This window comes from Streptomyces sp. NPDC042102, from assembly GCF_055582305.1.
The window spans coordinates 228,613-249,595 of sequence record NZ_JBVJDL010000007.1 but is presented as its reverse complement, the minus strand read 5'-3'; the positions used below and the strand labels follow the sequence as shown (position 1 = coordinate 249,595).

Sequence of the window (20,983 nt, the reverse complement as noted above, 5' to 3'; positions counted from 1 at the left end):
AACGTCTCTACGGCGACGCCATCCGGCCCGGGCGCAGCGTCCCGCGACCGCGTGGCCCTCGCGCACGTCTGCAGGCAGCGCAGAGCGGGTTGCCGCAGTGGCCGTACCGTCTCGTCTGCATGCCTGGTGGCTTCTCTGCACTCTCCCAGCCCTGTCAGCGGACGTGGCGGATATCAACCGGGTCAAATGCCCACATGGCGAGAAGAGGAAGCTCACGGGCGGCACACACTGGTCGGCTGCGGCGGCTGGCGCGGCGGCGGCATGGACGACGCTCCCGGGCATCCGATCCGTTCCCCGCAACCGCTCGCCGACCACACGCCGGCGCTCCGCCTCGCGAGCCCCTGAGGGTGTGGCAGAAACTCGAGAGATCCATCACCCTTCTGGCCGCTCTGAGCGCAGTCGCTGTCGTCGGCTTCACCTGGATGTCGATCAACCAGGTCAACAAAGAGCAGGCCATTGCCCGAGAAGGGCAGATCGCCGCTCGATACGCCGCCGCAGTCGACCTTCTCGGTCGAGGTTCCGAGGAGGTACGCCTCGGCGGCCTCTACGCTCTCCAAGGTGTCATGGAGGATTCCCCACGCGACCAGCCCACAGTGGTCAACGTGATCTCCACCTTCATTCGCACCCACGCTCAACAGCGCAAACCACGAGACCCGCGGGAGGGTCTGGCCACCGAAGTTGCCCAGGCAGTGTTGATCCTCAAACGCAGGGACGAACACCACGACTCCCCCTCACGAGTCGACCTGCATAGAGCCGACCTGCATGGAGTCGACTTGACTCAGGCCCCCCTGCAGGGCGCGGATCTGAGCAGAGCGAACCTCAGCCGTGCGACTCTGTTCGACGCACGGATGGACAGTGCAGACCTGAGCTACGCCGACCTGAGTGATGCGAACCTGGGTCTGTCCTCCCTGGCGTACGCGAACCTGCGCGGAGCAAACGCGAGACACGCGGACTTCAAATACACGGACCTGAAATACGCCAATCTGATGGGCGCGGACCTGAGAAGCGCCGACCTCAGCTGCGCAGAGCTCCAGGGGGCGGACCTGACTTCGGGGTATCGACTGGGGGAAGGCGCTATCTTGTCAGTCGAACAGCTGCTTTCCGCCGAGATCGACGGAGAGACCCGCCTGCCCCGGAATCTGGCGAATGATCACCGGGTCAAGGAGAAAGTAAGGCAATATTCACCATCCCGGGTGTGCGCACTCTGACCGTCCCGTGTCGCCTGAGCTGGGTCACCCCCGGCACAGACCGAGGCCAGCGGGGCCTCGGTCATCGCGTGCCCCGTTCGGAGCGGGTCTCGTCGTCGCCGAGCTCGAGCCGATCCACACGGCGCGAGCGCCGAGGGCGCCGGCCAGAGAAGGAAAGAATGATGCGCCCATGAAGTACACCGTCTCCATCGAGATCGCCCTGCCGCGGGAGAAGGTGGTCCAGTTGCTCGCCGACCCGGCACACCTGCCGAAATGGCTGCGGGGCCTGGTGCTGCACGAGCCGCTGAGTGGGGAGCACGGGCAGCTCGGCACCACGTCGCGGGTCGTGCTGCAGATGGGCCAGCGGGAGATCGAGTGCACCGAGACCATCACGCGCCGGGAACCGGCAGACCTGCGCGAGATCCCGAAAACGAGCGTCGTTCACTTCGACCGCGAGATCGTCGGCGAGGGCATGTGGAGCGCCGTGCGCGACCGGCTGACCGAAGCCGGCCCGGAAACGACGCTCTGGGAGAGCGAGAACGAATACCGGTTCAGCGGCTTTCTGATGAAGCTGGTGGGACTTCTGATGCCCGGCGCCTTCCGCAAGCAGTCGCAACAGCACATGCAGGACTTCAAGGCGTTCGCCGAGCAGGGAAAGGACGTCCGCGAAGCGACGGACTGATCTGCCGTAACCGGTCAGGCGTCTGGCGGCGTGGCGTGTTGGCCTGCCTTCGTTCACAGCCCGAACCGGCCACGTGGAATGATCAAACGATGACCGACACGAGCAGTGCGGACCGCCACCGCTTCCGACGCGAGATCGAGCGGGTCGTCAACGAAATCGCCCAGGAGCTCCGCACCCTGGACGACGGGGCGACCTAGTTCACCGAACTCTCCGCAGCGCACCGGAAGGAGGTGCTGCGGGATGTCGCCGGCTACGCGATGCAGGCGCATATCACGGCCGCAGACGGCCGTGCGGGAGTCGCGCGGTCCGGGGTGAAGCCCACGGCCAACCCCTCAGTAATGATCTGCATGGACCCACCCCGCGCCCAGGGCCGGGAGCCCGTCCCGGAGGACGGGCTCCCGGCCGTGGCTGTTACGGCCAGCCCTGCTTCACCTTGGCGGGGGCGGTGTTCCAGTTCTTCGGTATGAACGTGATCACGTAGGCTCCGCGGTCGAAGTCCGCGTACCCGGCCGACCAGTTCGGGAAGGTGCTCTCGTACACCTTCATCGGACCCATGTCACCATCAGGCGAGTGGTAGTGGTTGGCGTGGGTCCATACCGTCTTCCTGGGATCCTGCTCCGCCTGATCGCCGAACCAGCCGTAGTCGAAGTTGACATACCCTTCGCCCGGTTTGGCAGGGCTGCGCGACACGTTCCTGTCCCCCGACATGTCGACCAGGCCTGTTCCCTGGTCCGGGCGGAAGGCGTCCGGGTCGCCGTACTTGCGCTTGTCGGAGGAGCTCCTCGGATCCTGCCCGCTCCAGAAGTGCTTCGAGTGGACGACCGCCTTCATCCTGGACGGGTCGTAGTTCCCTCCGTCACGCTCCCTGAAGGACGGCGTGCTGCTGAGAGCCGAGTAGAAGGCCGAGCGGCCGTCCTCGTGAAGCAGCGGGTCGTTGCTCTTGGCGAGCTCCGCCTTGAGGTTGTTCACGTAGGCCCCCACGTCGCGGGAATTCTCGAGGGCCTTGTTCATGATGGACGCCACATCGCGGGCTCGTTTGAAGCCCTTCGTCTCGTCGAAGCTTCCCTTCGCGATACGCCCTTCGAATTCGGCCCGCGTCTCGCCGGGCCGGGGACTGTCGTTCCTCAGGCCACTGTTGTATTTGTTCTCGTCGAACGAAGCGAACGCCAATTTGTTTGTCGGGTAGATCCCTGAGTTGACCCAGGTGACTCCGACACAACCGTAGGACAGCTGTTCTCGCTGCGCTTCGGTCATCTGGCGCGCCTTGCCGTCGCGGTGGCTGTAGGCCTGCTGCCACTTTCGTATGTAGTTGCTGACGTCCGTGGTGGCCCTGCCTCCGTAGGCCCGGTACGTGTCAGGCATCCTGTCGAGGGGCTCGGCCGGAGGGGTCACCCGGTCGTCGGCCGAGGCGGAGGGCCTGAGGGACTCGACGGCACCCGGCGGTAATCCGCCCGGGGGCCTGCCGGGCCGGCCCAGGTCCAAGGCCCTCTCGTTCAGTGCGTTGATGTGCCTGACGTCGTCCACCGTCAGGGCGTGCCGCTCGGCGTACGAATCCTCCTTCCCTCCATCGTCGCGGCCGGCGGCCACACTGACCGACGGCATGAACGCAGTGGTGCACATGACCGCACCCACCGCGGTGAGGGCGAGAGAGCTCCGACGTTTACCCATGAATTCACAACTCCTTTGTCGTGAAAGCGTGATGGCGGTACGGGCGCCATTCGGTCAGGACGAGGATCGGCCGCCCCTTCGCATGCCATGGAAGGGATGGGCGCATCACATGCCGACTGCCGAATCGACGCCGGCTTCTATGACGAGTGATCATGTCTTTGTGCCAACTCCGCGGCAACACCGTGACTTCAGAATCGGCCACGCTGTCAGACAGGCGATATCGCGTCATGCGTGCGGCCCTGTCCATCGCTGGAATGCGCAGCGGCCGCGGCCCCTTTCCCGCTTCAGGGCCCTGTTGGAAGGAGCCCACCGCCCACGGAGGGACCGTACGATCCGCGCCACTCGCCACCGCGGCCGCCCACCCGGGCCGCCAGCGCCAGCCGGGCCGTCTTCACTCCCGCCCTCTACAGAACGGCCGGTAAGACGCTCTGGGCACAACCTCTGCTCGGCCAGCTCGTCTGGCCTTCCTTGATGCAGAGCACGCCTGTCGGGCCGGAGCGGCTCGGGATCACACCTGCACACAAGGCCATCGCCACGAACCTCCGTCTGGGGGGCAGCGGCCGCTCGGCGTGCGGACGGTCCGGGCTGCGCGGGTGTCAGTCGGCCGCCGTGCGGGCCGGGCCCGGGCCGAGGGCCGCGCAGGCGGTGGCGAGCCGGTCGATCAGGGGTGCCGCGGCGGGATGGGGGGCGCGGCCGGGTGTGATCGCGTAGATGCCACGGGTCGGGGCGTCGACGAGCGCCGTCGTGGTGACGTCCGCCCGCAGCGCGCACCCGAGCACCCCGGGGACCAGCGCGATGGCATGGCCGGTCGCCACCAGGGCCAGCTTGCCGGGCAGGTCCGCCGCTGCGAGGTCGATACGGGGGCTGAACCCGGCGCGGGCGGCGTGCCGGCGCAGGAGGGCCGCCGAGCCGTCGTTGTCCTCCACCCAGGTCTGGTCGGCCAGCGTCTCGATGTGCACACGGCCGCGGCCGGCCTGCGGATGGCCCGCGGGCAGGACGACGACCATCTCGTCCAGCCCGAGGAACCGTCGCTCGATCCGCGGGTCGTCGGGCAGGCCTGGTGGTGCGTCGGTGACGACGGCCACGTCCAGTCGGCCCGCGAGCACGCGTTCGTACAGGGATCCGGTCAGGCCGGGCCGCAGGCTCCAGCGGCGCGGGCCGGTCTCCTCCAGCAGACGCCTCAGGGCCTCCGGGACGATCCCCGCGGCGAGGGACGGTGTCGCGCCGACGGCCAGCCGCCTGCCGTCCGCTCCGTCCTGGGCCTCCCGCACGGCGCGCAGGGCGCGGTCGGCTTCGTCGAGCCTCGCCAGCGCATGACGCCGGAACACCTCACCGGCCGCCGTCGGACGCACGCCCCGCGCGCGGCGCTCCAGCAGGTGCACGCCCAACTGCCGTTCCAGTCCGGCGATCTGCCGGGAGACCGCCGACTGCGTGTGGTTCAGCTCGGCCGCGGCCGCCGACAGCGACCCGAGCCGGCACACGGTCACGAACGTCCGCCACACCGTCAGGTCCATGGCGGCAGTATGCCCGAGAGGCATGCGTGTTGAGCATGGCCGGCCTGCCGAATCTGCGCTTGTCGCATGCCTGTCGGAGCCGCAGGCTGGGGCTCATGACTTCCGCACCTCACAAGATCGCCGTCCTGGGGCTGGGACGCATGGGCGGCGCGATCGCGGCGCGCCTGGCCGACCACGGCTTCAAGGTGACCGGCTGGACCCGCTCGGGGCGGCCGGCGCGCGGCGTCGTATCCGCCGGCGATCCGGCCCGGGCGGTGGCGAGCGCCGACCTCGTGCTCCTGGCGCTGTTCGACGGCGCCGCATGCCGGTACGTCCTCGACGAGATCCGTACGTCGCTGCGCCCCGGCGCGATCCTGGTGAACACCAGCACCATCGCCCCCGACGAGGCGGTGACGCTGGCGGGGCGCGTCGGCCCGGCCTACGTCCACGCGCCCCTGCTCGGCTCCGTACCGGCCGCCGAGGCCGGCACCTTGCAGATGCTCGCCGCCGCGGATCACGGCACGCTCGGCCGCGTCCGACCTGTACTGGACGTGCTGGGCACCGTACGTCCGGTCGGGAACGCCTCGACCGCCGCCGCGCTCAAGCTGGTCGCCAACCACAGCCTGGCCGGTGGCGTCCTCGCCCTGCGCGACACGCTGCGGCAGGCCGACGCCCTGGGCCTGCACCGGGAGCAGGTGCTCGATGTCCTCGAACTCGGCACGCTGGGAGGGCTGGTGATGCGCAAACGCCACTTCCTCGGCAGCAGCCGGGCGGCCACCGCCCCGGCCGAGTGCACGGTGCGCGCGCTGGCCAAGGACATGGACCTCCTCGGCGCCGCTTCCTCGGCGCCGCTGCGCAGTGCCGGTCCCCTGGCCGACGCCCGCGCCCTGGCCGACGCCCTGGCGGACGCCCCGGCCGTCGCCGAGGCGGACTTCGCCGTGGCCGCCACGGTCCCCGCCGCGCAGGACGCCGTACTCGCGCCGCTGCGCGCCTACGTCCGCGGGCACGCCACCGGCGACCCCGCCCACTTCCGTGCCGCGTTCCTGCCCACCGCCCGCGTCGAAGGGATCCGCGAGGGCGCGTTCGTCTCGTGGGGCCTGGAGGAGTACTGCGCCCTCTTCCCCGGCCGGCCCGCGCCGGACGAAGCGACCCGCTCCCGCCGCATGGACACCCTCGATGTCCACGGCACCGTCGCCACGGCGACGATGACGCTCGCGCACGGGCCGGACACCTTCACCGACGTCTTCCTCCTGACGTGTGTGGAAGGTGAGTGGCGCATAGCCAACAAGGCCTACCATCGCGACCGTTGCGGTCGGACGTGACGGCCGCCGTGCCCGGGCTACTCCTGTGATGGGCCGATGACGGACCGGCCGATCTGTTCGGCCAGCCAGGAGGCGTGCCGTTCGTCGTGGGAAGTCCCCCGGCGCCGCACATGCACGAGAACGGTGTGGTCGTCAGCGCGGTCGCCGATACCCATGTCACGGCAGTTGAACAGCAGGGAAACCCGGGCATTGTTGGGTTCGCCGAGGAGACCGAGGTCCGGTACGTCGGGCCAGATCAGACTGGACCACCAGATCTCGCCGAAGTTCGAGCCGACCAAAGCGGTGAACTCGTCCTCGATGGTGCCCACCTGCCGGTACTCCATCGATGCCCAGAGCGGCAGGTGCGGGGAGAGGAAGGACGGATCACTGGAGAGGCCGGGTGCGTGGACACCGCCGTGCAGACCCGTCGGGTCGGAAGGGTCACGAGCCCAGTCCTCGGCGTCCTCCTTCCGGAACCAGGCATCCGGCAGCGCCTCGCGTATCCGCAGCACCTCCGGGACGGTGCGCAGCTCGATGTCGACCGAAACCTCCGCGTACTGCCGGTCACCGACTGCCACAAGTTGTCGTGCCACGGACAGGGCCAGGGCAGGGTCGGGGGTGCGGAAGACCGGGTAGGCGATCGGGCTGGACATACGAACACCCTGCCACAACCGACGCCAGTCCCCCGGCCTTGGTGCCGAGGCAGCTCACGTCAGTCGCTCATCGCGCCTGAGCACGGAACGCCACGCGCGGATACTGATCCCGCTGGGTGGCCTGAGTGCCGGCGGCTTCCATGACCGTTGGGCGGCAGTCGATGAGGCGGCTGCCGAAGGCGAAGGCTGCGGTCAGGGCGTGTCGCCGGACCAGTAGAGGCGGCATACGACACCGTGGCCCGGTGCGCGGAAGCCGCCGGGGTGCGGGTCGTAGAGCGAACGGCCGCCGGGGAAGCGTCCGAGCTCGGTCGACAGCGCGGCGCCGTCGTCGACCTCCTCCGACCGCCAGCCCGTGATATCCAGCAGCAGCCCGTCCAGCGGACCGCCCATGAGTGCGGCATAGGACCGGTGCGGGAGTGGGCCGGGATCGGGGTCGTCGTGGTCGCGGCCGTAGACCCGGCCGCGCAGCAGCTGCTCATCGCCATTCATCCGGCCAGCGTCCCAGGCGCCACCGACAACACGGTCCGGCGCTGGCACCGGCTGCTCGCCCCGCACAGGGGTCAGCCGGCCGCGAATGCCACAAGGCGCCCCGGTCGCCTCGCATCCGCCCGCGTCATGCGCATTCATGATCATTACAGTGCCGGTATGACCACACGAGACAACTTGCTCATCGACCTGATCAACCGCACGGAGATGGAAGGTGAAGGTCCCCGCATCACCGTCGTGGCGCAGGGAGCGGTCATCACCGGTCGCATTGCGCCACGCCGGCGTTGGGCGACAGAAGTCTGCATACGGCTCGGCGAGGCGGGCCTGCCCGACGAGCGATTCGCCGAGGACTTCTCCCGCGAAGCCACGGAGTTCCCCGAGTACCCGCCGGCCTTTCTGCACCTCCACGGCTGCCAGCTCATCGCCGGCTCCAGCAGTCTTCCCACCACACTGGGCGAATCCTTCCGGATCCCGCTCGCCACCATCAGTGCATGGAGCGTACGGTGACGCCACAGACGAGCGACCATGTCCATCGGTCGCTCTCCGCGAGTCACTGCATCCTTCGGCCTACTGTGTTCTCGGCCCTGGGAAGGACCGTCCTGCGGCACAGCCGCGAGACGATTGACCCGTGCGAACAACCATCGGATACACCGTCGAAAGCATCGGCTACGTCGTAGGAGCCCAGGGGCTTGTCAGCTTCGCTTCGCAGACCTTCTTCGGCATGGAGTGGGGCTGGATACACAAGGTCGTCGACCTTCCGTCCGCCGCTTACCTCGGCCTCGTCGTCCTGGGGCTGGCGCTCATCGTCGGCGGGGTGAAGACCCGGAAGGCCCCAGGGCGCCAGGAAGTCGCCTGACAGGGGTCAGGGACGGGCCCGCACGGCATCCGGTCGGACGGTGGTGTCCGTCAGGGCGACCTGTCATGCCCGGCCGACTGGTGCGGCTCCAGGAGCGCTGGGGCCGCACGTGGGGGCACCCATCGCTGGGGATCAAAGCGTTTCCGGTCGCCGCCGGGCGTCGCGGCGCCCGACGAGAAACCAGATCAGGCTCCCGAGGAAGGGGGCCACGCAGGCGAAAACGATCCAGCCCAGCTTCAGCCCTCCGGAAAGGCGGGACCCGGCGATGCTGACCAGAGCCGCGACGAACAGCACCGCGTAGGCGATACCGACGGCCACGACCCCGCCCATGGCGACGAATCCGATCACGTTCTCGCTCGTGGCGGCACGTGTCATCTGGTGTGCAAGCTGCGCGTTCATCGTTCTTTCCTCGTGGGGGGCATCCTCAGGGTTCGCCCGTCGGGCGACCTCCAGTGAAGCCAGCATGCCTGCCGCAGGATGCCCGTTACGTCATACTTTGATCTCGATTGGGTCATCCGGAGGTCGGACACCCTCAGGGGCGTCCGACGAACCGGATACGGCCGCCGAGGCGAGGGCCCGGTTACGCGGCACCGGCGCACACCATGGAGTCGGCGATGTCCTGTCAAGTGGCGCTAGAGACAGCCCTTACGGCGCAAGTGGGCGTACATCGCGACACCCGAAGCCACGACCACGGCGAGGAAGGCCGGCCAAGCCCACACGATCGCGGTCTCCGGCTGGTGGAAGTTCGCGGCGTAGATGCCGCCCAGCAGGGTGGGCATCATGAACACCACGAGCCACGAGGTCACGCGCCGCGCCACTCCCGTCCCCGCGCAAAGGTCCACCGACTTCGCGTGGAGCAGGACCATTTCGTGGCGGCACCGGCGGACTCCCTGGAGGAAGTCGCGCAGTTCCTGGTTCGAGCACGCCTCGAGTTCCTTGGCGCTGAGCCCGGCCAAGCTGGGCTGTACGGATTTCTCCGGCATACGGATCGTCCTTCCTGGGTTCGGTGTCCGGCTTACAGCCAGCCCTTGCGCTTGACGGCGACGTAGGTGGCCAGCGCGGTGGACGCCAGCACGCCGAGGAAGATCGGCCAGCCGTACTTGAACTGGAGCTCGGGCATGTGCTCGAAGTTGGATCCGTAGATCGACGCGAGGGCGCCGGGTACCACCGCGATCGCCGTCCAGGCGCTCACCCTCCGGGTCTCCACGGTGACCGTCAGCTGGTCCTCGGTGATCTCCCGGATGTCTTCCATTTCCTTGTTCAGTTCACGGAGCTCCGTGTTGATCTCCCGGAGCAGATTCACCTTCTCGGCGTGCTCGGCCACCGTCTCGACGGGCATCAGGGTGTCGTCGTGGTTCGCGGACATGGCGGCGTTGGTCATGGAATCTCTCCTGTGAAAGGCGCGTCCTGGGCGGCACTCGGTGCGCACCCGTTGCCGTTCGGCGGTTCGCGGACGTGCTGGGGCGGTAAACGTGCGGGAGGCGTGTTCGTTGCGGAGATCGGCGATACGGCACGCATCGACGGCCACGGGCCGGTCGCCGCTGGATGGCTGGATGTGCCGGGGCACGCCGATACGGCTTCGGGTCGGAGTGGAGTGCGTGGAGTGCAGTGCAGTGGCGTGGCGTAGCGACCGCGATGTCGACCGACTCAGGCCGGAGGCCGACGGACCGTCAGGGCTCGCGGAAACCAAAGGCGCGCCGGGGAGGCATCGTGCCGTGGCGCAACAGGGCCGCTACTGCGGTGCGTCAAGCGGGATCGGCGGCGTGTACGCCTTGTGACTACTTCCACCAGGCACGCTGATCACCTCCCGCAGATCCAGGCGCGGCATTTCCTGCGCCTGGAAACACGTTAAACGATGGGCAATGTGATGACAAAATTGGACAATGCGATATCGGCCTGATTCGCCCCGATGTGGCGGTGCCCTTGCTTCGCGGCTTGCTCAAGGGGCGTAGCGACGGGCGCCGTTGACCATCCCTGCCGCTCTGTCGGGCGTGCTCGACGTACCGTCGGCCGGCGGGGAGGCGGGAGGTGTCGGGGCGCCGTCGCGGGTGGCGATGAGGATGTCGTGCTGAACCTGTGGCCGATCACCCCTTTCCGCCGCGGCCAGCGGAAACGCGGCGCGAGCGGCTCAGCCGGTCGCTCGCAGGTGCGCGACCGCGTACGGGCGGGCGCCGAGCGTGGCGATCCGGAACGCGCCGACGATCGCCCGGTGGACCGGGCTGATCCGTTCCATGACGGGGTGCTCTGCGACGGGTTCCCAGCCCGGCGCGGTACGGGCCAGCGCCCGGCCGTCCCGCGCACCGGACAGGAACCGGGCGCCGGTCGCCCGCGTGATGGGGTGCCGGCCGCTGCGCGCGAGCCGCGGGGGCCGGTGCGTGGGCAGTGGGTCGTCGCCGTCACGGGCAGGCGCTGGGGTCGACACGTGGCCGATCAGCAGGGGCGGGGCCCCTCGTTGGTCCGCCGGCCCGGGCGGGAGCCGCGGCGACGCTAGGGTCCCGGTCGGCGAGAGCGGATGGCTCGGGCGGCCAGGGCGAAGCGGCGTGCCCATGTCGTCCCGCCGAGCTGGTCGACGTACCGTCCGAGCTGCGGGTCGACAGCGCGGCGGCCGGTCTCCAACTGGACGGTCAGTGCCAGGTGGTAGAGCTGCTCCAACGCCGGTGCCGTCGGGGTGGGGCAGTTGCCGGGCAGGGGCAGCCCCAGCTCGTAGCGGCCCGACTCCGGGTCCAGGGCGAGGCGTAGGCCACTGACCAGATGGACGACAGCCGTTCCGTCCGCCGGGGCGACCGCCGGTCCCAGGATCTCGCGTGCCTGCCGCGCGATCCTGTCCCACGTGGCGAGCGCCGCGACCGGGCCCGTCGCGGTGTCGTCCTCCGGGAAGACGATCACGTACCGTCCCTCCGTGCCGGCCCCGCCCGGAGCTCCTTCCGGTGGTGCGCCGTCCGCCGCGTCGTGTTCGTCCCTGGCCGGGAAGCGGCTGCGCAACCACCTTTCGACCGCCCACCAGTCGCCCTCGCCCGCACGGACCAGCCACCTGCGCAGCCGGTCCTCCGCCTCCACCAGCCCTTGCCCCTGCCCCGAGTCGAAGGCCCGCTCGAGCCCGTCCTCCAGGTCCGCCAGCTCCGCCGGATCGCCCGGTTCCGTCGCCGTCCTCGCCGGCTGTCCCGACGGTGGCAGCACCGCCCGCGTCCCTTCGGTGCGTACGACGTCGCCGGCCGGACCGTCCGGTGCGCAACGCCGGGTCAGCACGAAGGACGTACTGGTCCCGATCTCCTGGGCCTGAACAGCCAGGACGTGCGGTCCGGGCCGCCAGGCCACCGCGCACCGGAGGTAACCGTGCGTCGGATCGGCCAGATGGTCGTGGGCCTCGCCGAGGTCCGCGAAGGCGTACAGGTACCGGTCCTCGATGTCGTCGGCGAACAGGAACACCGCCCCGGCGCCAGGGCCTGCGCCCTCGTCCGTCAGCGCGTCATCCGCGTGCGCCAGTGCGAACGCGGCGAGCTCGTCGAGCTGCCCGCCCGACGCCTCGCTCCCGGACATGAAGGTGCTTCCTCTCCGCCGGCCGGCTCTCCGTCGGATGATAGCCCCGACGCCGACGCGACCATGCGGCACGCGTGCGCGCTCCCTTCACCACCGGGGGCCGGGACTCACGCTGACGGCACCACGACTCCGAGCCCCGTAGCTGCCAGAATCGGAATCATTGATTCCGTGACGGTGTTCCGGAATCGCCGTCCTCGTTCCCCGCGCCGTGACGGCGCCTGCTGCGAAAGCTGAGAACGACCATGGGTTGGAATGGCACACGTCGGACGGCCACGTCGGCCGCTCTCGCCGGAGTGGTCGCCCTCGTCCTGACGGCTTCTCCCTCGGTCGGCGCCGAGCCCCGGGCCGGCGCCGCGCCCCGGGCCGGGACCGCGCCGTCGCTCGGGACCGTGGCCGCGCGGCAGGAGGTCCCCTCGACGCCGCCTCCGCCCCGCCTCCCCCGCGACTTCCGCGGCAAGGGCAAGTGGATCGTCCGGGACCTGGGCATCACGGTGCCGTTCACCTGGGAGGGCAGGGACGGCGACAGCCAGATGACCGCGGGGGGCCCGCAGTACCCGATCTGGTTCACCAACCTGATCTACCGGGACACGCTCTACACACTGACGTACAAATGGCCGGGTCTGAACGAGCATCCCTGCTCACGCATCCCGGGCTTCAACCTGGAGGCACTGAACCAGGCGTTCGAGGAGGCCCGGTTCGTCGGGCCGGAGACCCTGCGGGGCACTCACCCGGCGCGGCGGGTGAACCACTGGAGGGTGGGCGTGGTCGTCCCGGAGCTGCCCCCCGGGAAGTACCCGCGTCTGCCGCTCGCGCTCGGTGACATCTACGTCGACGAGCACGACCGGGGCACCTTCTGGCAGGTGCTGCAGTTCGGTGTCCAGAACCTCTACGACCCCGAGCTGGACGAGTGGCTGGTCATGGACACCTTCGAGCACCGGCCCGGAACCGTGACGCTTCCCCGGCGGTGCGAGCCGCCGAGGTGAGCGTGGCCGACGGCGCGTTGGTAGCGTGACGTTGCTCGTAATGGACGAATGGGGGGTTCGCGGTGGCGGTAGAGGTCGTCGTCAGGACGGGGATCACGTACGGGGCAAGCGGGAAGCTCATGGACGTCTATCAGCCCGCGGGGGCGTCGGAACCCGTGCCGGCGGTGCTGCTGTGGCACGGCCGGGGCCCCGACGAACGGGACGTCCTCGCGCCGGTCGCCCGCGCCGCGGCGGGACTGGGCGTCGTCGTCCTGGTCCCGGACTGGCGGCCCGACGCTCCGGACGGCGGACGGACGCACCTGAGGGAGTCGGCCGACTTCGTACGGCAGAACGTGGCCGACTTCGGCGGGGATCCCGAGCGGATCACGCTCGCCGGCTGGTCGCTGGGGGGCAAGGCTGCCGTGGGCGCCGCCCTGAACCCCGCCGCGTTCGGCGACTGGAGGCCGCGAGCCGTCGTGGGAATCGCCGGTATGTACGGGTCGGTGGCACCGACGACCGGCACCGTCCCGATCGACGACCTCCGCCGGGGCGGCGACCGGCCGCCGTCCCTTCCGGTGTGGTTGGTGCACGGCACCGCCGATCCGGTGGCGGACGTCGAGCGTTCACGCGAGCTGCGCGCGGCCCTCGAGGAACACGGCTGGCCGGTGTCGCTCGACGAGGTCGCGACCGACCACGCCGGGGTCATCATGACCGAGTTCGTCCCCGAGCACGACCGCTGCCTGCCCAGCACCGCCGCCCACGCCGTCGAGGCGGGGTCGCGGACCGCGGACGTACTGGCGCGCGCCGCCGGAATCACCGCACGGTACGCCGACCGTGGAGCGTGAGTCCCGCGAGGGTCCCCGGCCTCGTCGTCCACGCGAGAGGTGTCGCCGGTCGTCCGCCGCCGTCCCCCGGGGCTGAACAGCGGCGGCCGACAGGTGCGGAGCCGGCGTGGCACGACTCCCGGCGCGTTTCCCGGCGCGGCTCCTGGCGCGACTCCTGACGGACCGCCGCCTCTTGCCGTGCGTTTCCCGGCGCTCAGCCGAAGATGTCCAGAAACTCCGGCGAGGATCCGCCGCCGGCGGGGCGGGGCGGCATCGGGCGCGGATCCGGGTAGGTCTCCGCCGCGGCCCTCGCGCGGACGATGTCCGGCCCGCCGCACTCCGCCACCGCGAAGGCGCCGAAGACCTCGGCGAACGCCGCCGGGTCGCGGAACTCCACGCCGAACGCCCGGCCGTCCCACAGCGGCACCCACACCGCCCGGTCGGACCGCGGCCATTCCCGCACCGGCCGGTCGTCCATCGTGGACCGCCCCTCCAGCCACAGCCGGGCCACGTGCAGCAGGTTCACCTCCTCCATCGGCATCCGCTTGCGCCACACGCGCAGTTCACACGTCGTCAGCAGGACCCGCTGGTCCTTCTTCGGATACCAGGCGACACCGATCCCGAACGGCACCCAGAGCAGGATCCCGATCATCGGTACCACCAGAGCGTCGCCCCAGGATCGGAGCAGCCCGCCGTCCAGCAGGTACAAGGCCCCGAAGACCAGAACCCACTTCGCCGTCATCCGCCAGAACCCGGTTCCCTGCCGGTACAGGACCCGCCGCTTCCTTGTCATTGCCATGCCCACACGGTATCGGCCACCTCGCAGCTCACAAACGGGCCGGTTGTCCGTCGACACAGCCGGACTTCGAAGCCGACCGCGCGGGCACAGCCCTCGTACGGTTCCCTGCCGGACCGTGCCTCGGCATGCTCCGCCCACGGCGGATACTCCCAGGTGGAGGGGGGTGGGGCAGGGCTACAGTGGCGCGCATGGCGAATGGATTGCTGCTGCCCACCCAGTTCCTCAGCGGGGGTGAACGGCTGCTGCACGGGAAGAGCGTGGCCGCGGCCGTGGGGGCCGGGCGGGCCGAGGACTGGGTACGGCTCGACACGGACGTCTTCCACGGGACCCTGGACCGTGTGGCCGGGTGGAAGGTCTCGTCGAGCCTCCGGGTCGGCTTCCATTGGTTCGACCGACGTGAGATCGCGGACTGGGGCACCGCCCCCTACTGGGGTGCGGACGGCCCGTCCTGGGCAAGCCCGCCGACCGAGTCCGAGCTCGCGCTGTGCCTGTGCCACGCCGACCCGCGGGTCCGGGCGGCGGCGCTGGACGCGGGTGGCGCGGCGGCGCTGCTGCCGCTGCTCCTGCTGCGCTGTGCGGACACCGACGAGCGGGTACGGGTCCGGGCCCGCGAGGCCTTCACCGCAGCCTTCGCCGCGGTCGGCGACGGCACCGCGCGTTCCCTGGTCGCTCTGGCGCTGCGCGCCGGCATCCGCAGGCACGGACGCTGGGCGCGGGACGCGGTGCTCGCGCGGACGGGCGGCGTCCGGGAGGCGGAGGTGCGGGAGCTGCTGGCCGGTGAAGGATGGCAGGGGGCCGACGCCAGGGTGGCGGGCATACGGACCGGGGCGGAGGCCGGGTTGCTGGACGCGGACGCCCTGTACCGGATCGCCCTGACGGCTGACCAGCCGAACCGGGAACGCTTCGAGGCGATCCGCGGCGCGCTCGCCGCCGCCGGGCGGGACACGGCGGCGCAGAAACGTTTCCTCGACTTCCTGGCCAGGTGCGAGAAGGCCGAGGTGCGGATCTGGGCCCTCAGGTACGCGCTCTCCGCCCGGCTGCCGTCCGCCGACGACCTGGCCGGTCTCGCCGTCGGGCACCGCGACCGGAACGTCCGGCGGCTCGCCGCCCGGGCCGTCATGGAGCTGCCGGATGCAGATCCGGCCCTAGAGCTGCCGGGCGCGGATCCGGTCCTGGAGTCGCCGGGCGCGGATCCGGTCCTGGACCGGCTGCTCGCCGCGCCCGACAGCGTCGTGCGCGGCTGGGCCGTGGGACGGCTGAGGGCCGGCGGACGCTCCGCGCGTCTCGTGCCGTACCTCGTCGACCCCTCCTCCTGGGTACGGGGCGTGGCCTGCCGTGAACTGCGCGCGGCCGGCGGGGATCCGCACGCCCGGTACCGGGTGTGGTGCGCCGACCCGGAAACGGTGACGCCTGCCGCGGTGAGCGGCCTGGCCCAGTACCGGGACCCCAGCGACGGGCCGCGACTCGACACGCTGACCCTGCACGCCGACGGGTCCGTACGGGCCCGGGCGGTCGGCGGACTGCGACGGCTGGGCGTCCTGGACGACGGGGCACTGGCCCGGTACGCCGCCGATCCCGACCCGCGCGTCGTGGCCGTCGTACTGCGCGGCCTGCGTGACGATCCCGCCGTCATGCGTGCGCTGCTCGGCCATGCGCACGGGTGGGTGCGGGGCGCGGCCCTGACCCACCTCGCGCACCGGCATGCCATCGGCTGGGAGGAGGCCCTGCCGTTCCTGTCCGACCCGGCGAAGGAGGCCTCCCGGGCTGCGCGCGACGCGCTGCGGAGCCGGCGGAGCCGGATTCCGGAGGGGCGGCTCGCCGCCCTCGCGGCACCGGGCGAGGCGGCGGAGCGGCGGACACTGGCGATGGAACTGCTGGGGCGTTCCTTCGAACCGGAGGCCCTGGTCACGGCGTTGCGACTGGTGGACGACCCGTTGCCCGCGGTACGCGCCGCCGCTCGCGACAGCGCGCTGCGGGTCCTGTGGGACCGTGACGCCGCCCGAGGCGACCACGCGGACGAGATCCGTGCTCTCGCGGACAGGCACGCGCAGCGCCTCGTCGTCTGGAAGGCCGAGATGAGGAAGCGCCGTCGGGCTTCGGGACGGAGCTGAGGAGACTGATCGGGACCACGCCCCCCGCCGGGGCGGGTGACGACCGCCCGGCGGGATGTTCCCCGCAGGGGGCACACCCTCCTGCGGGGAACCCGCTCAGCCGCGGCCGGTTGTCAGACGGCCCTGGGGCGAGTTCGCGGGGGGCGCCGGCGGCGGGGCGAACCGCTGCGGGGATGCTCCCGCCGCGCCGAGTCCGGCCGGGCCGCCCTCGGCAGGGGCCTCGGTCACGTCGACCCTGCCGTCGGGCTCGACCCAGTGCGGCGTCTGCGGTGGCCGGGTACCGGCGGGGGCGAGTCCGGAGGCGGGGAGCTCGTGGTACCCGGACCACACGCTGCCACCCCGCCACTCGCCCAGCTCGTCGTCGTAGGACCACCCGTGCGCGGTCGTGCCGTAGAAGCCGGAGCCGCAGGGAAGGTTCCAGTACAGGGAGAAGTCGGTCTTCCCCTGCGTGGAGGTGTTGAAGCGCCAGTCGGTCTCACGGCACGGGAACCACTCGGTTCCGCTCCACTTCCAGAACGTCTCCCTGGAGGCGATCCAGCCGGCTGGAACCCGCTGCTCCCAGCCGCAGAACGTGAGCGTGTTCATGTCCTTGGTCCGCGACCAGACGGTGGACTTCGTGAACCCGCCGCCGTTGCCGTGGCTGACCTCGGAGCGCACGTCCACGCACATCGGCGTGTCCGGGAGCGAGCTCCGGTCGTCGAAGACCCGTACCTTCTCGTAGACGTAGTGCGCGTGGGCCGATGTCGCTGTCGCGACCATCGCGACGGCCGCGACGGCCGTCACACCGGCCGTCCGCAGGGCCAGACCGATCTTCACGTGCGTACCCCTTCCACGGTGGAGACCACAGGACGTGCACGCCCACCGTGCCCCGCGCGCATCCGTCCTGTCCTCGGCGCACAGCGCACGGTCGTTTGGCATTCCGTGCACGCGGCCAGCCTGGCCGTCCCCGGTTCCGCGGGTACGGCGACAGCGCTACGTGTGCGCTCCCAGGGTCTGGGCGGCCGTGGCGAAGTGGTGCTCCGTCGGCTTCGGCACGTCGTGGAGGTGGCCGAAGTACACCGTCTGCGCGGTTCCGGTGAGTACCGCCAGGAGGAAGGCGAGGCACCCCATCTCGTGGTGCTCCCACAGGGGGCCGCGCCCCTCGTTGTAGAGCACGGGCCAGTTGTCGGGGTGCTGGCCGGGCCGGGCCAGCCAGTACAGGAACGCCCCCGTGCCCTCCTCCCATGCCCACGGCAGGACCCTCGCCCCCGCCTCCTCCAGGCCGGCGGGCTTGTCCTCGAACTCCCACAGGCGGGCCAGGATCTCCTCCCGTTCCTTCGTCTCCGCGTGCAGGTCGCAGTCGGCGTACGCGGAGTCGGGCACGAGGAGCCATATCGTCTCGTCGAAGACGCCGTCACCGTACGTCTCGACGAGCCGCTTGTAGTCGGCGGGCAGAGAGGTGCCGAGGGCCCGCTCGGCCCGCGCCCAGTCCACCGCGGGCGGCGGATCGGCGGGCGGCGGGCAGAGGCGGACGAGCGTATCGAGAGCGGTCATGGCACGGACACTACCGAGGCTCCGCCGGCGCCTGGTCGCCCCTGCGCCGCCGGAGGAAGCGTGACCAGCGCGAGGCACGCCGGGTGGCTTGTGGGCGGAAGGAACCGTTCCGCGGGTGGGGGCCTCTGGTGAGACATGGGATTGGCGATCTTGTTCTTCGGGCTGTTCCTCATGACGGGCTGGGCCATGGCCCTCGCCGGGCTCGGGTACGCCTCCTCGGTGCTCTGGCGAGGCCGGCGGCAGCCGTGGGTACGGGACCACGGGCATCCGTTCGTCCGGCTGCTGCTCCCGGCCTCCGCGTACCTCCGCTTCGACAGGGCCCTCGCCGTCACCGTGTTGCTGGCCGACCTGTGGCTGGTGTCGGGGGTCGTGGTGTTCGGCGCGGACGGCATCTTCACCGAGGAGTGGATGGGATACCCCGGCATGATGGATCCCGGCGGGCAGGGATACCAGGCCGCCGCGGTGGGCCTGCTCCATACGACGGCCTGGACGAGCGCGTGCGCGGCGGCCCTTGGACGGTGCTGGACCACGGCGGTCGTCCAGCTGTCCGTTCTGCCGCTGTCGGCGCTCTGGATCGGCTCGCTCGACACGTACTACACCTGACCCGGCACTCACACCGGCGGAGCCACGGGAGCGGCTCAGGGCGCGGGCTCCAGCACGAAGACGGGGATCACCCGGTCGGTCATCTGCTGATACTCGGCGTACGGCGGATACGCGGCGACGGCGCGCTCCCACCACTCGGCCTTCTCGTCGCCGGTGACCTCACGGGCCGTCATGTCCCGGCGTACGGGCCCGTCCTGGAGCTCCACGTGCGGGTCGGACGTGACGTTGAAGTACCAGACCGGGTGACGCGGGAAGCCGCCCTTCGACGCCACGGCCGCGTACCGCCCCTCGTGCTCCACGCGCATCAAGGGGATCTTGCGGATCTTGCCGCTCTTCGCGCCGCGCGTCGTGAGAATGACGACGGGCAGGCCCGTGTCCCAGAGCGTTGTTCCCCGCGTGCCGCCCGAACTCTCGTACAGCTCGACCTGATCACGCACCCACTGCGCCGGACTCGGCTCGTACTCACCCTCGAGAGGTCCCACGCGGGGAAGCATATCGGGTGCCACCCGCGCGGCTGGTCGAGACGCGACATTTCGGATCGCGGGCGGTGGTCGCCCCGCCCCCACTGGCACGCTGTCTCCATGGAGCATGCGGAAGTGCTGTTGATCGGTGGGCGGGCCGGAGTCGGCAAGACCACGGTGGGATGGGAGGTTTCGGCGCTGCTGCGCGTCGCGGCCGTTCCTCACGCGGTCATCGACGGGGACTTCATGGGGCAGGTGCATCCGGCACCGCCTGGGGACCCCGATCGCTCCGAGGTCACCGAGAGCAACCTGGGGGCCGTCTGGGCCAACTTCACCCGCCGCGGCTACCGCCGCCTGATCTATACGAACACCTTGAGCGTGCTGCCTCAGGCGGCGGGCATGTTCGAGCGCGCTCTGGGGGCCGAGGCGCGGATCGTACGGATCCTTCTCACGGCCTCGGATGCCACCGCCCGGCAGCGGCTGGTGCGCCGGGAGCTCGGCTCGGAGCTGGAGAAGGAACTGCGGGGCAGCGTGCGCAGTGCGCGTCTCCTCGACGAGCGGGCTCCCGCGGACACGGTGCGGGTGGTGACGGACGGTCGTCCGGTGGTGGACATCGCGCGGGAGGTGGTGGCCGCCACCGGGTGGACGGGGCCGCGTGCCGCCGACGGCTCGTGACGCGCGTGGGTCGCGTTCGGCACGGTCATCTGGTTCGTCCCGTCATGGTGTGATCCCCTCTGCGCCGAGCGTGATGTGGGGGGCGAGGGCCGTCAGGAAGTCGGCGGCGTCGAAGATGCGGCCGGCGGAGGCGACGCCGGTGGCGCGGATCCGTCCGGTCAGGACGCGGTCGAGGGCTTCGACGACCAGGGGCGCGGTGACGGCGTAGATGTCGCGGCCCTCGGCGACGGCGCGGCGCTCGACGCCGCCGGAGCGGACGACCGCGTCGACCAGGAAGGTCTGGCCGGAGCGGCCGAGCTCGTCGGTGGGGGCGGGGGCGGGCGTGTCGGACGAGGCGATGTCCTGCGCGGCGCCGAGGGCCATGTGGGTGTGGACGTCACGGATCGACAGGTGGTCGGTGGCGGTGACGACATCGGCCATGGTGAACTCGGTGACGACCGGGCGGGGGCCCATCGGGGCCGGGAAGGGCCACTCGGCGGTGGGCGGGGTGTCGGTGCGGCGCTCCCAGGCACCGCCGCTGTAGCGCAGGCGGTGGGCACCGCGCCGTTCGCGGGAGACCGCTCCGGACAGGCGGGTGCCGGTGGTGGGGTGCCAGTCGCTCAGGCCGTAGGCGATGTGGGCCTCGTCGGCGTGGGTCCAGTCCCCCATCGCGGCCGTGACCAGCAGGTCGCCCAGGCCGCCGAAGAACGCCATCGCCGGGACGACGATCGCCTCCGCCTCGCGCGCCCGGTCGGCGTAGTGGGCGAAAGTGTCGAGGTTGGCCTCCAGTTCGGCGGCCACGTCGAGGTACGGGATGCCGGCGCGCAGGGCCGCGTCGATGACCGGGCCGGTGGTCGAGGCGAACGGGCCCGCGCAGTTGATCACCGCGGTGGTACCGGCCAGCGCCCGGTCGAGCGCGGCCGCGTCGTCGACCGGAGCCGGGCGGGCCTCGTGCCCGGTCTCCTCGGCCAGGGCGGTCACCTTGGTGGTGTCGCGGCCGGAGAGGACCGGCCGGTAGCCGCGGGCGGCCAGCTCGGCCACCACGAACCTTCCCGTGTGTCCGTACGCGCCGTAGACCGTGACCTTGCTGTGTGCCGTGCCGTTCACGAGAACCGCTCCTCTGCCTCGTACGCGTGTGGGGTGGTGTGGGGTGTCTGCCGCACGGGCGCCGCC

The 20,983-nt window shown here is 70.9% G+C and carries 24 protein-coding genes and 1 pseudogene; 11 read left to right on the top strand and 14 right to left on the bottom strand.

Annotated elements, in window-relative coordinates; all coding sequences use genetic code 11:
- The first annotated feature begins 347 nt into the window (after nt 1–347).
- The 3 genes and pseudogenes from ACZ6KO_RS26745 to ACZ6KO_RS26735 all read left to right on the top strand — a co-directional run.
- A complete protein-coding gene (locus ACZ6KO_RS26745; protein WP_469306565.1) occupies nt 348–1,208 on the top strand; it encodes a pentapeptide repeat-containing protein in 861 nt (286 codons plus the stop codon).
- Between the two features lie 169 nt (nt 1,209–1,377).
- On the top strand, nt 1,378–1,869 hold the full coding sequence (locus ACZ6KO_RS26740) for an SRPBCC family protein (protein ID WP_469306564.1): 492 nt from the start codon (nt 1,378–1,380) through the stop codon (nt 1,867–1,869).
- 209 nt (nt 1,870–2,078) lie between these two features.
- A pseudogene (locus ACZ6KO_RS26735) lies at nt 2,079–2,336 on the top strand (DUF5958 family protein); the annotation flags it as partial.
- Here ACZ6KO_RS26735 and ACZ6KO_RS26730 read toward each other — a convergent pair.
- Nucleotides 2,281–3,537, bottom strand: a complete 1,257-nt coding sequence (locus tag ACZ6KO_RS26730; protein ID WP_469306563.1) for a protein-glutamine gamma-glutamyltransferase — start codon at nt 3,535–3,537, stop codon at nt 2,281–2,283. The pseudogene ACZ6KO_RS26735 and the gene ACZ6KO_RS26730 overlap by 56 nt on opposite strands.
- A 596-nt stretch (nt 3,538–4,133) precedes the next feature.
- Complete coding sequence (locus ACZ6KO_RS26725) at nt 4,134–5,051, bottom strand: LysR family transcriptional regulator (RefSeq protein ID WP_469306562.1); 918 nt, start codon at nt 5,049–5,051, stop codon at nt 4,134–4,136.
- Nucleotides 5,052–5,146: 95 nt separating this feature from the next.
- Here ACZ6KO_RS26725 and ACZ6KO_RS26720 point away from each other — a divergent pair, with 95 nt between their 5' ends.
- Nucleotides 5,147–6,352 carry a nuclear transport factor 2 family protein gene (locus ACZ6KO_RS26720; protein WP_469306561.1) on the top strand — a complete coding sequence of 402 codons (1,206 nt, stop codon included), beginning with the start codon at nt 5,147–5,149 and terminating at the stop codon, nt 6,350–6,352.
- A gap of 17 nt (nt 6,353–6,369) precedes the next feature.
- Here ACZ6KO_RS26720 and ACZ6KO_RS26715 read toward each other — a convergent pair whose 3' ends face one another.
- Nucleotides 6,370–6,984 (bottom strand): hypothetical protein, encoded by a 615-nt coding sequence (locus ACZ6KO_RS26715; protein ID WP_469306560.1) that lies wholly within the window; start codon nt 6,982–6,984, stop codon nt 6,370–6,372.
- 192 nt (nt 6,985–7,176) lie between these two features.
- Nucleotides 7,177–7,473: a hypothetical protein gene (locus tag ACZ6KO_RS26710; RefSeq protein WP_469306559.1), complete on the bottom strand. Its 297-nt coding sequence runs from the start codon at nt 7,471–7,473 to the stop codon at nt 7,177–7,179.
- 156 nt (nt 7,474–7,629) lie between these two features.
- On the opposite strand from ACZ6KO_RS26710, the gene ACZ6KO_RS26705 reads away from it, so the two are divergent.
- Complete coding sequence (locus tag ACZ6KO_RS26705; RefSeq protein ID WP_469306558.1) at nt 7,630–7,977, top strand: hypothetical protein; 348 nt, start codon at nt 7,630–7,632, stop codon at nt 7,975–7,977.
- A gap of 121 nt (nt 7,978–8,098) precedes the next feature.
- Entirely contained in the window at nt 8,099–8,326 is a 228-nt protein-coding gene (locus ACZ6KO_RS26700) for a hypothetical protein (protein ID WP_469306557.1), read from the top strand.
- A gap of 132 nt (nt 8,327–8,458) precedes the next feature.
- Here the strand turns inward: ACZ6KO_RS26700 and ACZ6KO_RS26695 are convergent, their stop codons facing one another.
- The 5 genes from ACZ6KO_RS26695 to ACZ6KO_RS26675 all read right to left on the bottom strand — a co-directional run bounded on the left by ACZ6KO_RS26695 (nt 8,459) and on the right by ACZ6KO_RS26675 (nt 11,863).
- On the bottom strand, nt 8,459–8,725 hold the full coding sequence (locus ACZ6KO_RS26695) for a PLD nuclease N-terminal domain-containing protein (protein ID WP_469306556.1): 267 nt from the start codon (nt 8,723–8,725) through the stop codon (nt 8,459–8,461).
- A 233-nt stretch (nt 8,726–8,958) separates the two neighbouring features.
- On the bottom strand, nt 8,959–9,309 hold the full coding sequence (locus ACZ6KO_RS26690) for a hypothetical protein (protein ID WP_469306555.1): 351 nt from the start codon (nt 9,307–9,309) through the stop codon (nt 8,959–8,961).
- Between the two features lie 32 nt (nt 9,310–9,341).
- On the bottom strand, nt 9,342–9,707 hold the full coding sequence (locus tag ACZ6KO_RS26685; RefSeq protein WP_469306554.1) for a CorA family divalent cation transporter: 366 nt from the start codon (nt 9,705–9,707) through the stop codon (nt 9,342–9,344).
- Between the two features lie 747 nt (nt 9,708–10,454).
- Entirely contained in the window at nt 10,455–10,748 is a 294-nt protein-coding gene (locus ACZ6KO_RS26680) for a hypothetical protein (RefSeq protein WP_469306553.1), read from the bottom strand.
- A gap of 65 nt (nt 10,749–10,813) precedes the next feature.
- The gene (locus tag ACZ6KO_RS26675; protein WP_469306552.1) at nt 10,814–11,863 is read right to left on the bottom strand and encodes a hypothetical protein; all 1,050 of its coding nucleotides are present in this window, start codon (nt 11,861–11,863) and stop codon (nt 10,814–10,816) included.
- Between the two features lie 293 nt (nt 11,864–12,156).
- On the opposite strand from ACZ6KO_RS26675, the gene ACZ6KO_RS26670 reads away from it, so the two are divergent.
- On the top strand, nt 12,157–12,846 hold the full coding sequence (locus ACZ6KO_RS26670; RefSeq protein WP_469306551.1) for a hypothetical protein: 690 nt from the start codon (nt 12,157–12,159) through the stop codon (nt 12,844–12,846).
- Nucleotides 12,847–12,965: 119 nt separating this feature from the next.
- A complete protein-coding gene (locus ACZ6KO_RS26665) occupies nt 12,966–13,670 on the top strand; it encodes an alpha/beta hydrolase (protein WP_469306550.1) in 705 nt (234 codons plus the stop codon).
- Between the two features lie 193 nt (nt 13,671–13,863).
- Here ACZ6KO_RS26665 and ACZ6KO_RS26660 read toward each other — a convergent pair whose 3' ends face one another.
- Nucleotides 13,864–14,448 (bottom strand): hypothetical protein, encoded by a 585-nt coding sequence (locus ACZ6KO_RS26660; protein ID WP_469306549.1) that lies wholly within the window; start codon nt 14,446–14,448, stop codon nt 13,864–13,866.
- A gap of 188 nt (nt 14,449–14,636) precedes the next feature.
- Here ACZ6KO_RS26660 and ACZ6KO_RS26655 point away from each other — a divergent pair, with 188 nt between their 5' ends.
- Nucleotides 14,637–16,559, top strand: coding sequence for a hypothetical protein (locus tag ACZ6KO_RS26655; RefSeq protein WP_469306548.1), 1,923 nt, complete (start codon nt 14,637–14,639; stop codon nt 16,557–16,559).
- 96 nt (nt 16,560–16,655) lie between these two features.
- On the opposite strand, the gene ACZ6KO_RS26650 is transcribed toward ACZ6KO_RS26655, so the two are convergent.
- Both ACZ6KO_RS26650 and ACZ6KO_RS26645 read right to left on the bottom strand, forming a co-directional pair.
- The gene (locus ACZ6KO_RS26650) at nt 16,656–17,375 is read right to left on the bottom strand and encodes a hypothetical protein (RefSeq protein ID WP_469306547.1); all 720 of its coding nucleotides are present in this window, start codon (nt 17,373–17,375) and stop codon (nt 16,656–16,658) included.
- 156 nt (nt 17,376–17,531) lie between these two features.
- The gene (locus ACZ6KO_RS26645) at nt 17,532–18,092 is read right to left on the bottom strand and encodes an SMI1/KNR4 family protein (RefSeq protein WP_469306546.1); all 561 of its coding nucleotides are present in this window, start codon (nt 18,090–18,092) and stop codon (nt 17,532–17,534) included.
- 135 nt (nt 18,093–18,227) lie between these two features.
- On the opposite strand from ACZ6KO_RS26645, the gene ACZ6KO_RS26640 reads away from it, so the two are divergent.
- Entirely contained in the window at nt 18,228–18,695 is a 468-nt protein-coding gene (locus ACZ6KO_RS26640; protein ID WP_469306545.1) for a hypothetical protein, read from the top strand.
- A 35-nt stretch (nt 18,696–18,730) separates the two neighbouring features.
- Here the strand turns inward: ACZ6KO_RS26640 and ACZ6KO_RS26635 are convergent, their stop codons facing one another.
- Nucleotides 18,731–19,177, bottom strand: coding sequence for a nitroreductase family deazaflavin-dependent oxidoreductase (locus ACZ6KO_RS26635; protein ID WP_469306544.1), 447 nt, complete (start codon nt 19,175–19,177; stop codon nt 18,731–18,733).
- Nucleotides 19,178–19,276: 99 nt separating this feature from the next.
- On the opposite strand from ACZ6KO_RS26635, the gene ACZ6KO_RS26630 reads away from it, so the two are divergent.
- The gene (locus ACZ6KO_RS26630; RefSeq protein WP_469306543.1) at nt 19,277–19,831 is read left to right on the top strand and encodes a nucleoside/nucleotide kinase family protein; all 555 of its coding nucleotides are present in this window, start codon (nt 19,277–19,279) and stop codon (nt 19,829–19,831) included.
- A gap of 42 nt (nt 19,832–19,873) precedes the next feature.
- Here ACZ6KO_RS26630 and ACZ6KO_RS26625 read toward each other — a convergent pair whose 3' ends face one another.
- On the bottom strand, nt 19,874–20,917 hold the full coding sequence (locus ACZ6KO_RS26625; RefSeq protein WP_469306542.1) for a saccharopine dehydrogenase NADP-binding domain-containing protein: 1,044 nt from the start codon (nt 20,915–20,917) through the stop codon (nt 19,874–19,876).
- Between the last annotated feature and the right edge of the window lie 66 nt (nt 20,918–20,983).

Bases quoted from the DNA above. Each gene is read 5' to 3' on its own strand.
- ACZ6KO_RS26690 (WP_469306555.1), bottom strand. From the start codon at position 9,309: ATGCCGGAGAAATCCGTACAGCCCAGCTTGGCCGGGCTCAGCGCCAAG.
- ACZ6KO_RS26640 (WP_469306545.1), top strand. From the start codon at position 18,228: ATGGGATTGGCGATCTTGTTCTTCGGGCTGTTCCTCATGACGGGCTGG.
- ACZ6KO_RS26710 (WP_469306559.1), bottom strand. From the start codon at position 7,473: ATGAATGGCGATGAGCAGCTGCTGCGCGGCCGGGTCTACGGCCGCGAC.
- ACZ6KO_RS26660 (WP_469306549.1), bottom strand. From the start codon at position 14,448: ATGGCAATGACAAGGAAGCGGCGGGTCCTGTACCGGCAGGGAACCGGG.
- ACZ6KO_RS26645 (WP_469306546.1), bottom strand. From the start codon at position 18,092: ATGACCGCTCTCGATACGCTCGTCCGCCTCTGCCCGCCGCCCGCCGAT.
- ACZ6KO_RS26675 (WP_469306552.1), bottom strand. From the start codon at position 11,863: ATGTCCGGGAGCGAGGCGTCGGGCGGGCAGCTCGACGAGCTCGCCGCG.
- ACZ6KO_RS26725 (WP_469306562.1), bottom strand. From the start codon at position 5,051: ATGGACCTGACGGTGTGGCGGACGTTCGTGACCGTGTGCCGGCTCGGG.
- ACZ6KO_RS26740 (WP_469306564.1), top strand. From the start codon at position 1,378: ATGAAGTACACCGTCTCCATCGAGATCGCCCTGCCGCGGGAGAAGGTG.
- ACZ6KO_RS26655 (WP_469306548.1), top strand. From the start codon at position 14,637: ATGGCGAATGGATTGCTGCTGCCCACCCAGTTCCTCAGCGGGGGTGAA.
- ACZ6KO_RS26685 (WP_469306554.1), bottom strand. From the start codon at position 9,707: ATGACCAACGCCGCCATGTCCGCGAACCACGACGACACCCTGATGCCC.
- ACZ6KO_RS26730 (WP_469306563.1), bottom strand. From the start codon at position 3,537: ATGGGTAAACGTCGGAGCTCTCTCGCCCTCACCGCGGTGGGTGCGGTC.
- ACZ6KO_RS26720 (WP_469306561.1), top strand. From the start codon at position 5,147: ATGACTTCCGCACCTCACAAGATCGCCGTCCTGGGGCTGGGACGCATG.
- ACZ6KO_RS26665 (WP_469306550.1), top strand. From the start codon at position 12,966: ATGGACGTCTATCAGCCCGCGGGGGCGTCGGAACCCGTGCCGGCGGTG.
- ACZ6KO_RS26630 (WP_469306543.1), top strand. From the start codon at position 19,277: ATGGAGCATGCGGAAGTGCTGTTGATCGGTGGGCGGGCCGGAGTCGGC.
- ACZ6KO_RS26705 (WP_469306558.1), top strand. From the start codon at position 7,630: ATGACCACACGAGACAACTTGCTCATCGACCTGATCAACCGCACGGAG.
- ACZ6KO_RS26715 (WP_469306560.1), bottom strand. From the start codon at position 6,984: ATGTCCAGCCCGATCGCCTACCCGGTCTTCCGCACCCCCGACCCTGCC.
- ACZ6KO_RS26695 (WP_469306556.1), bottom strand. From the start codon at position 8,725: ATGAACGCGCAGCTTGCACACCAGATGACACGTGCCGCCACGAGCGAG.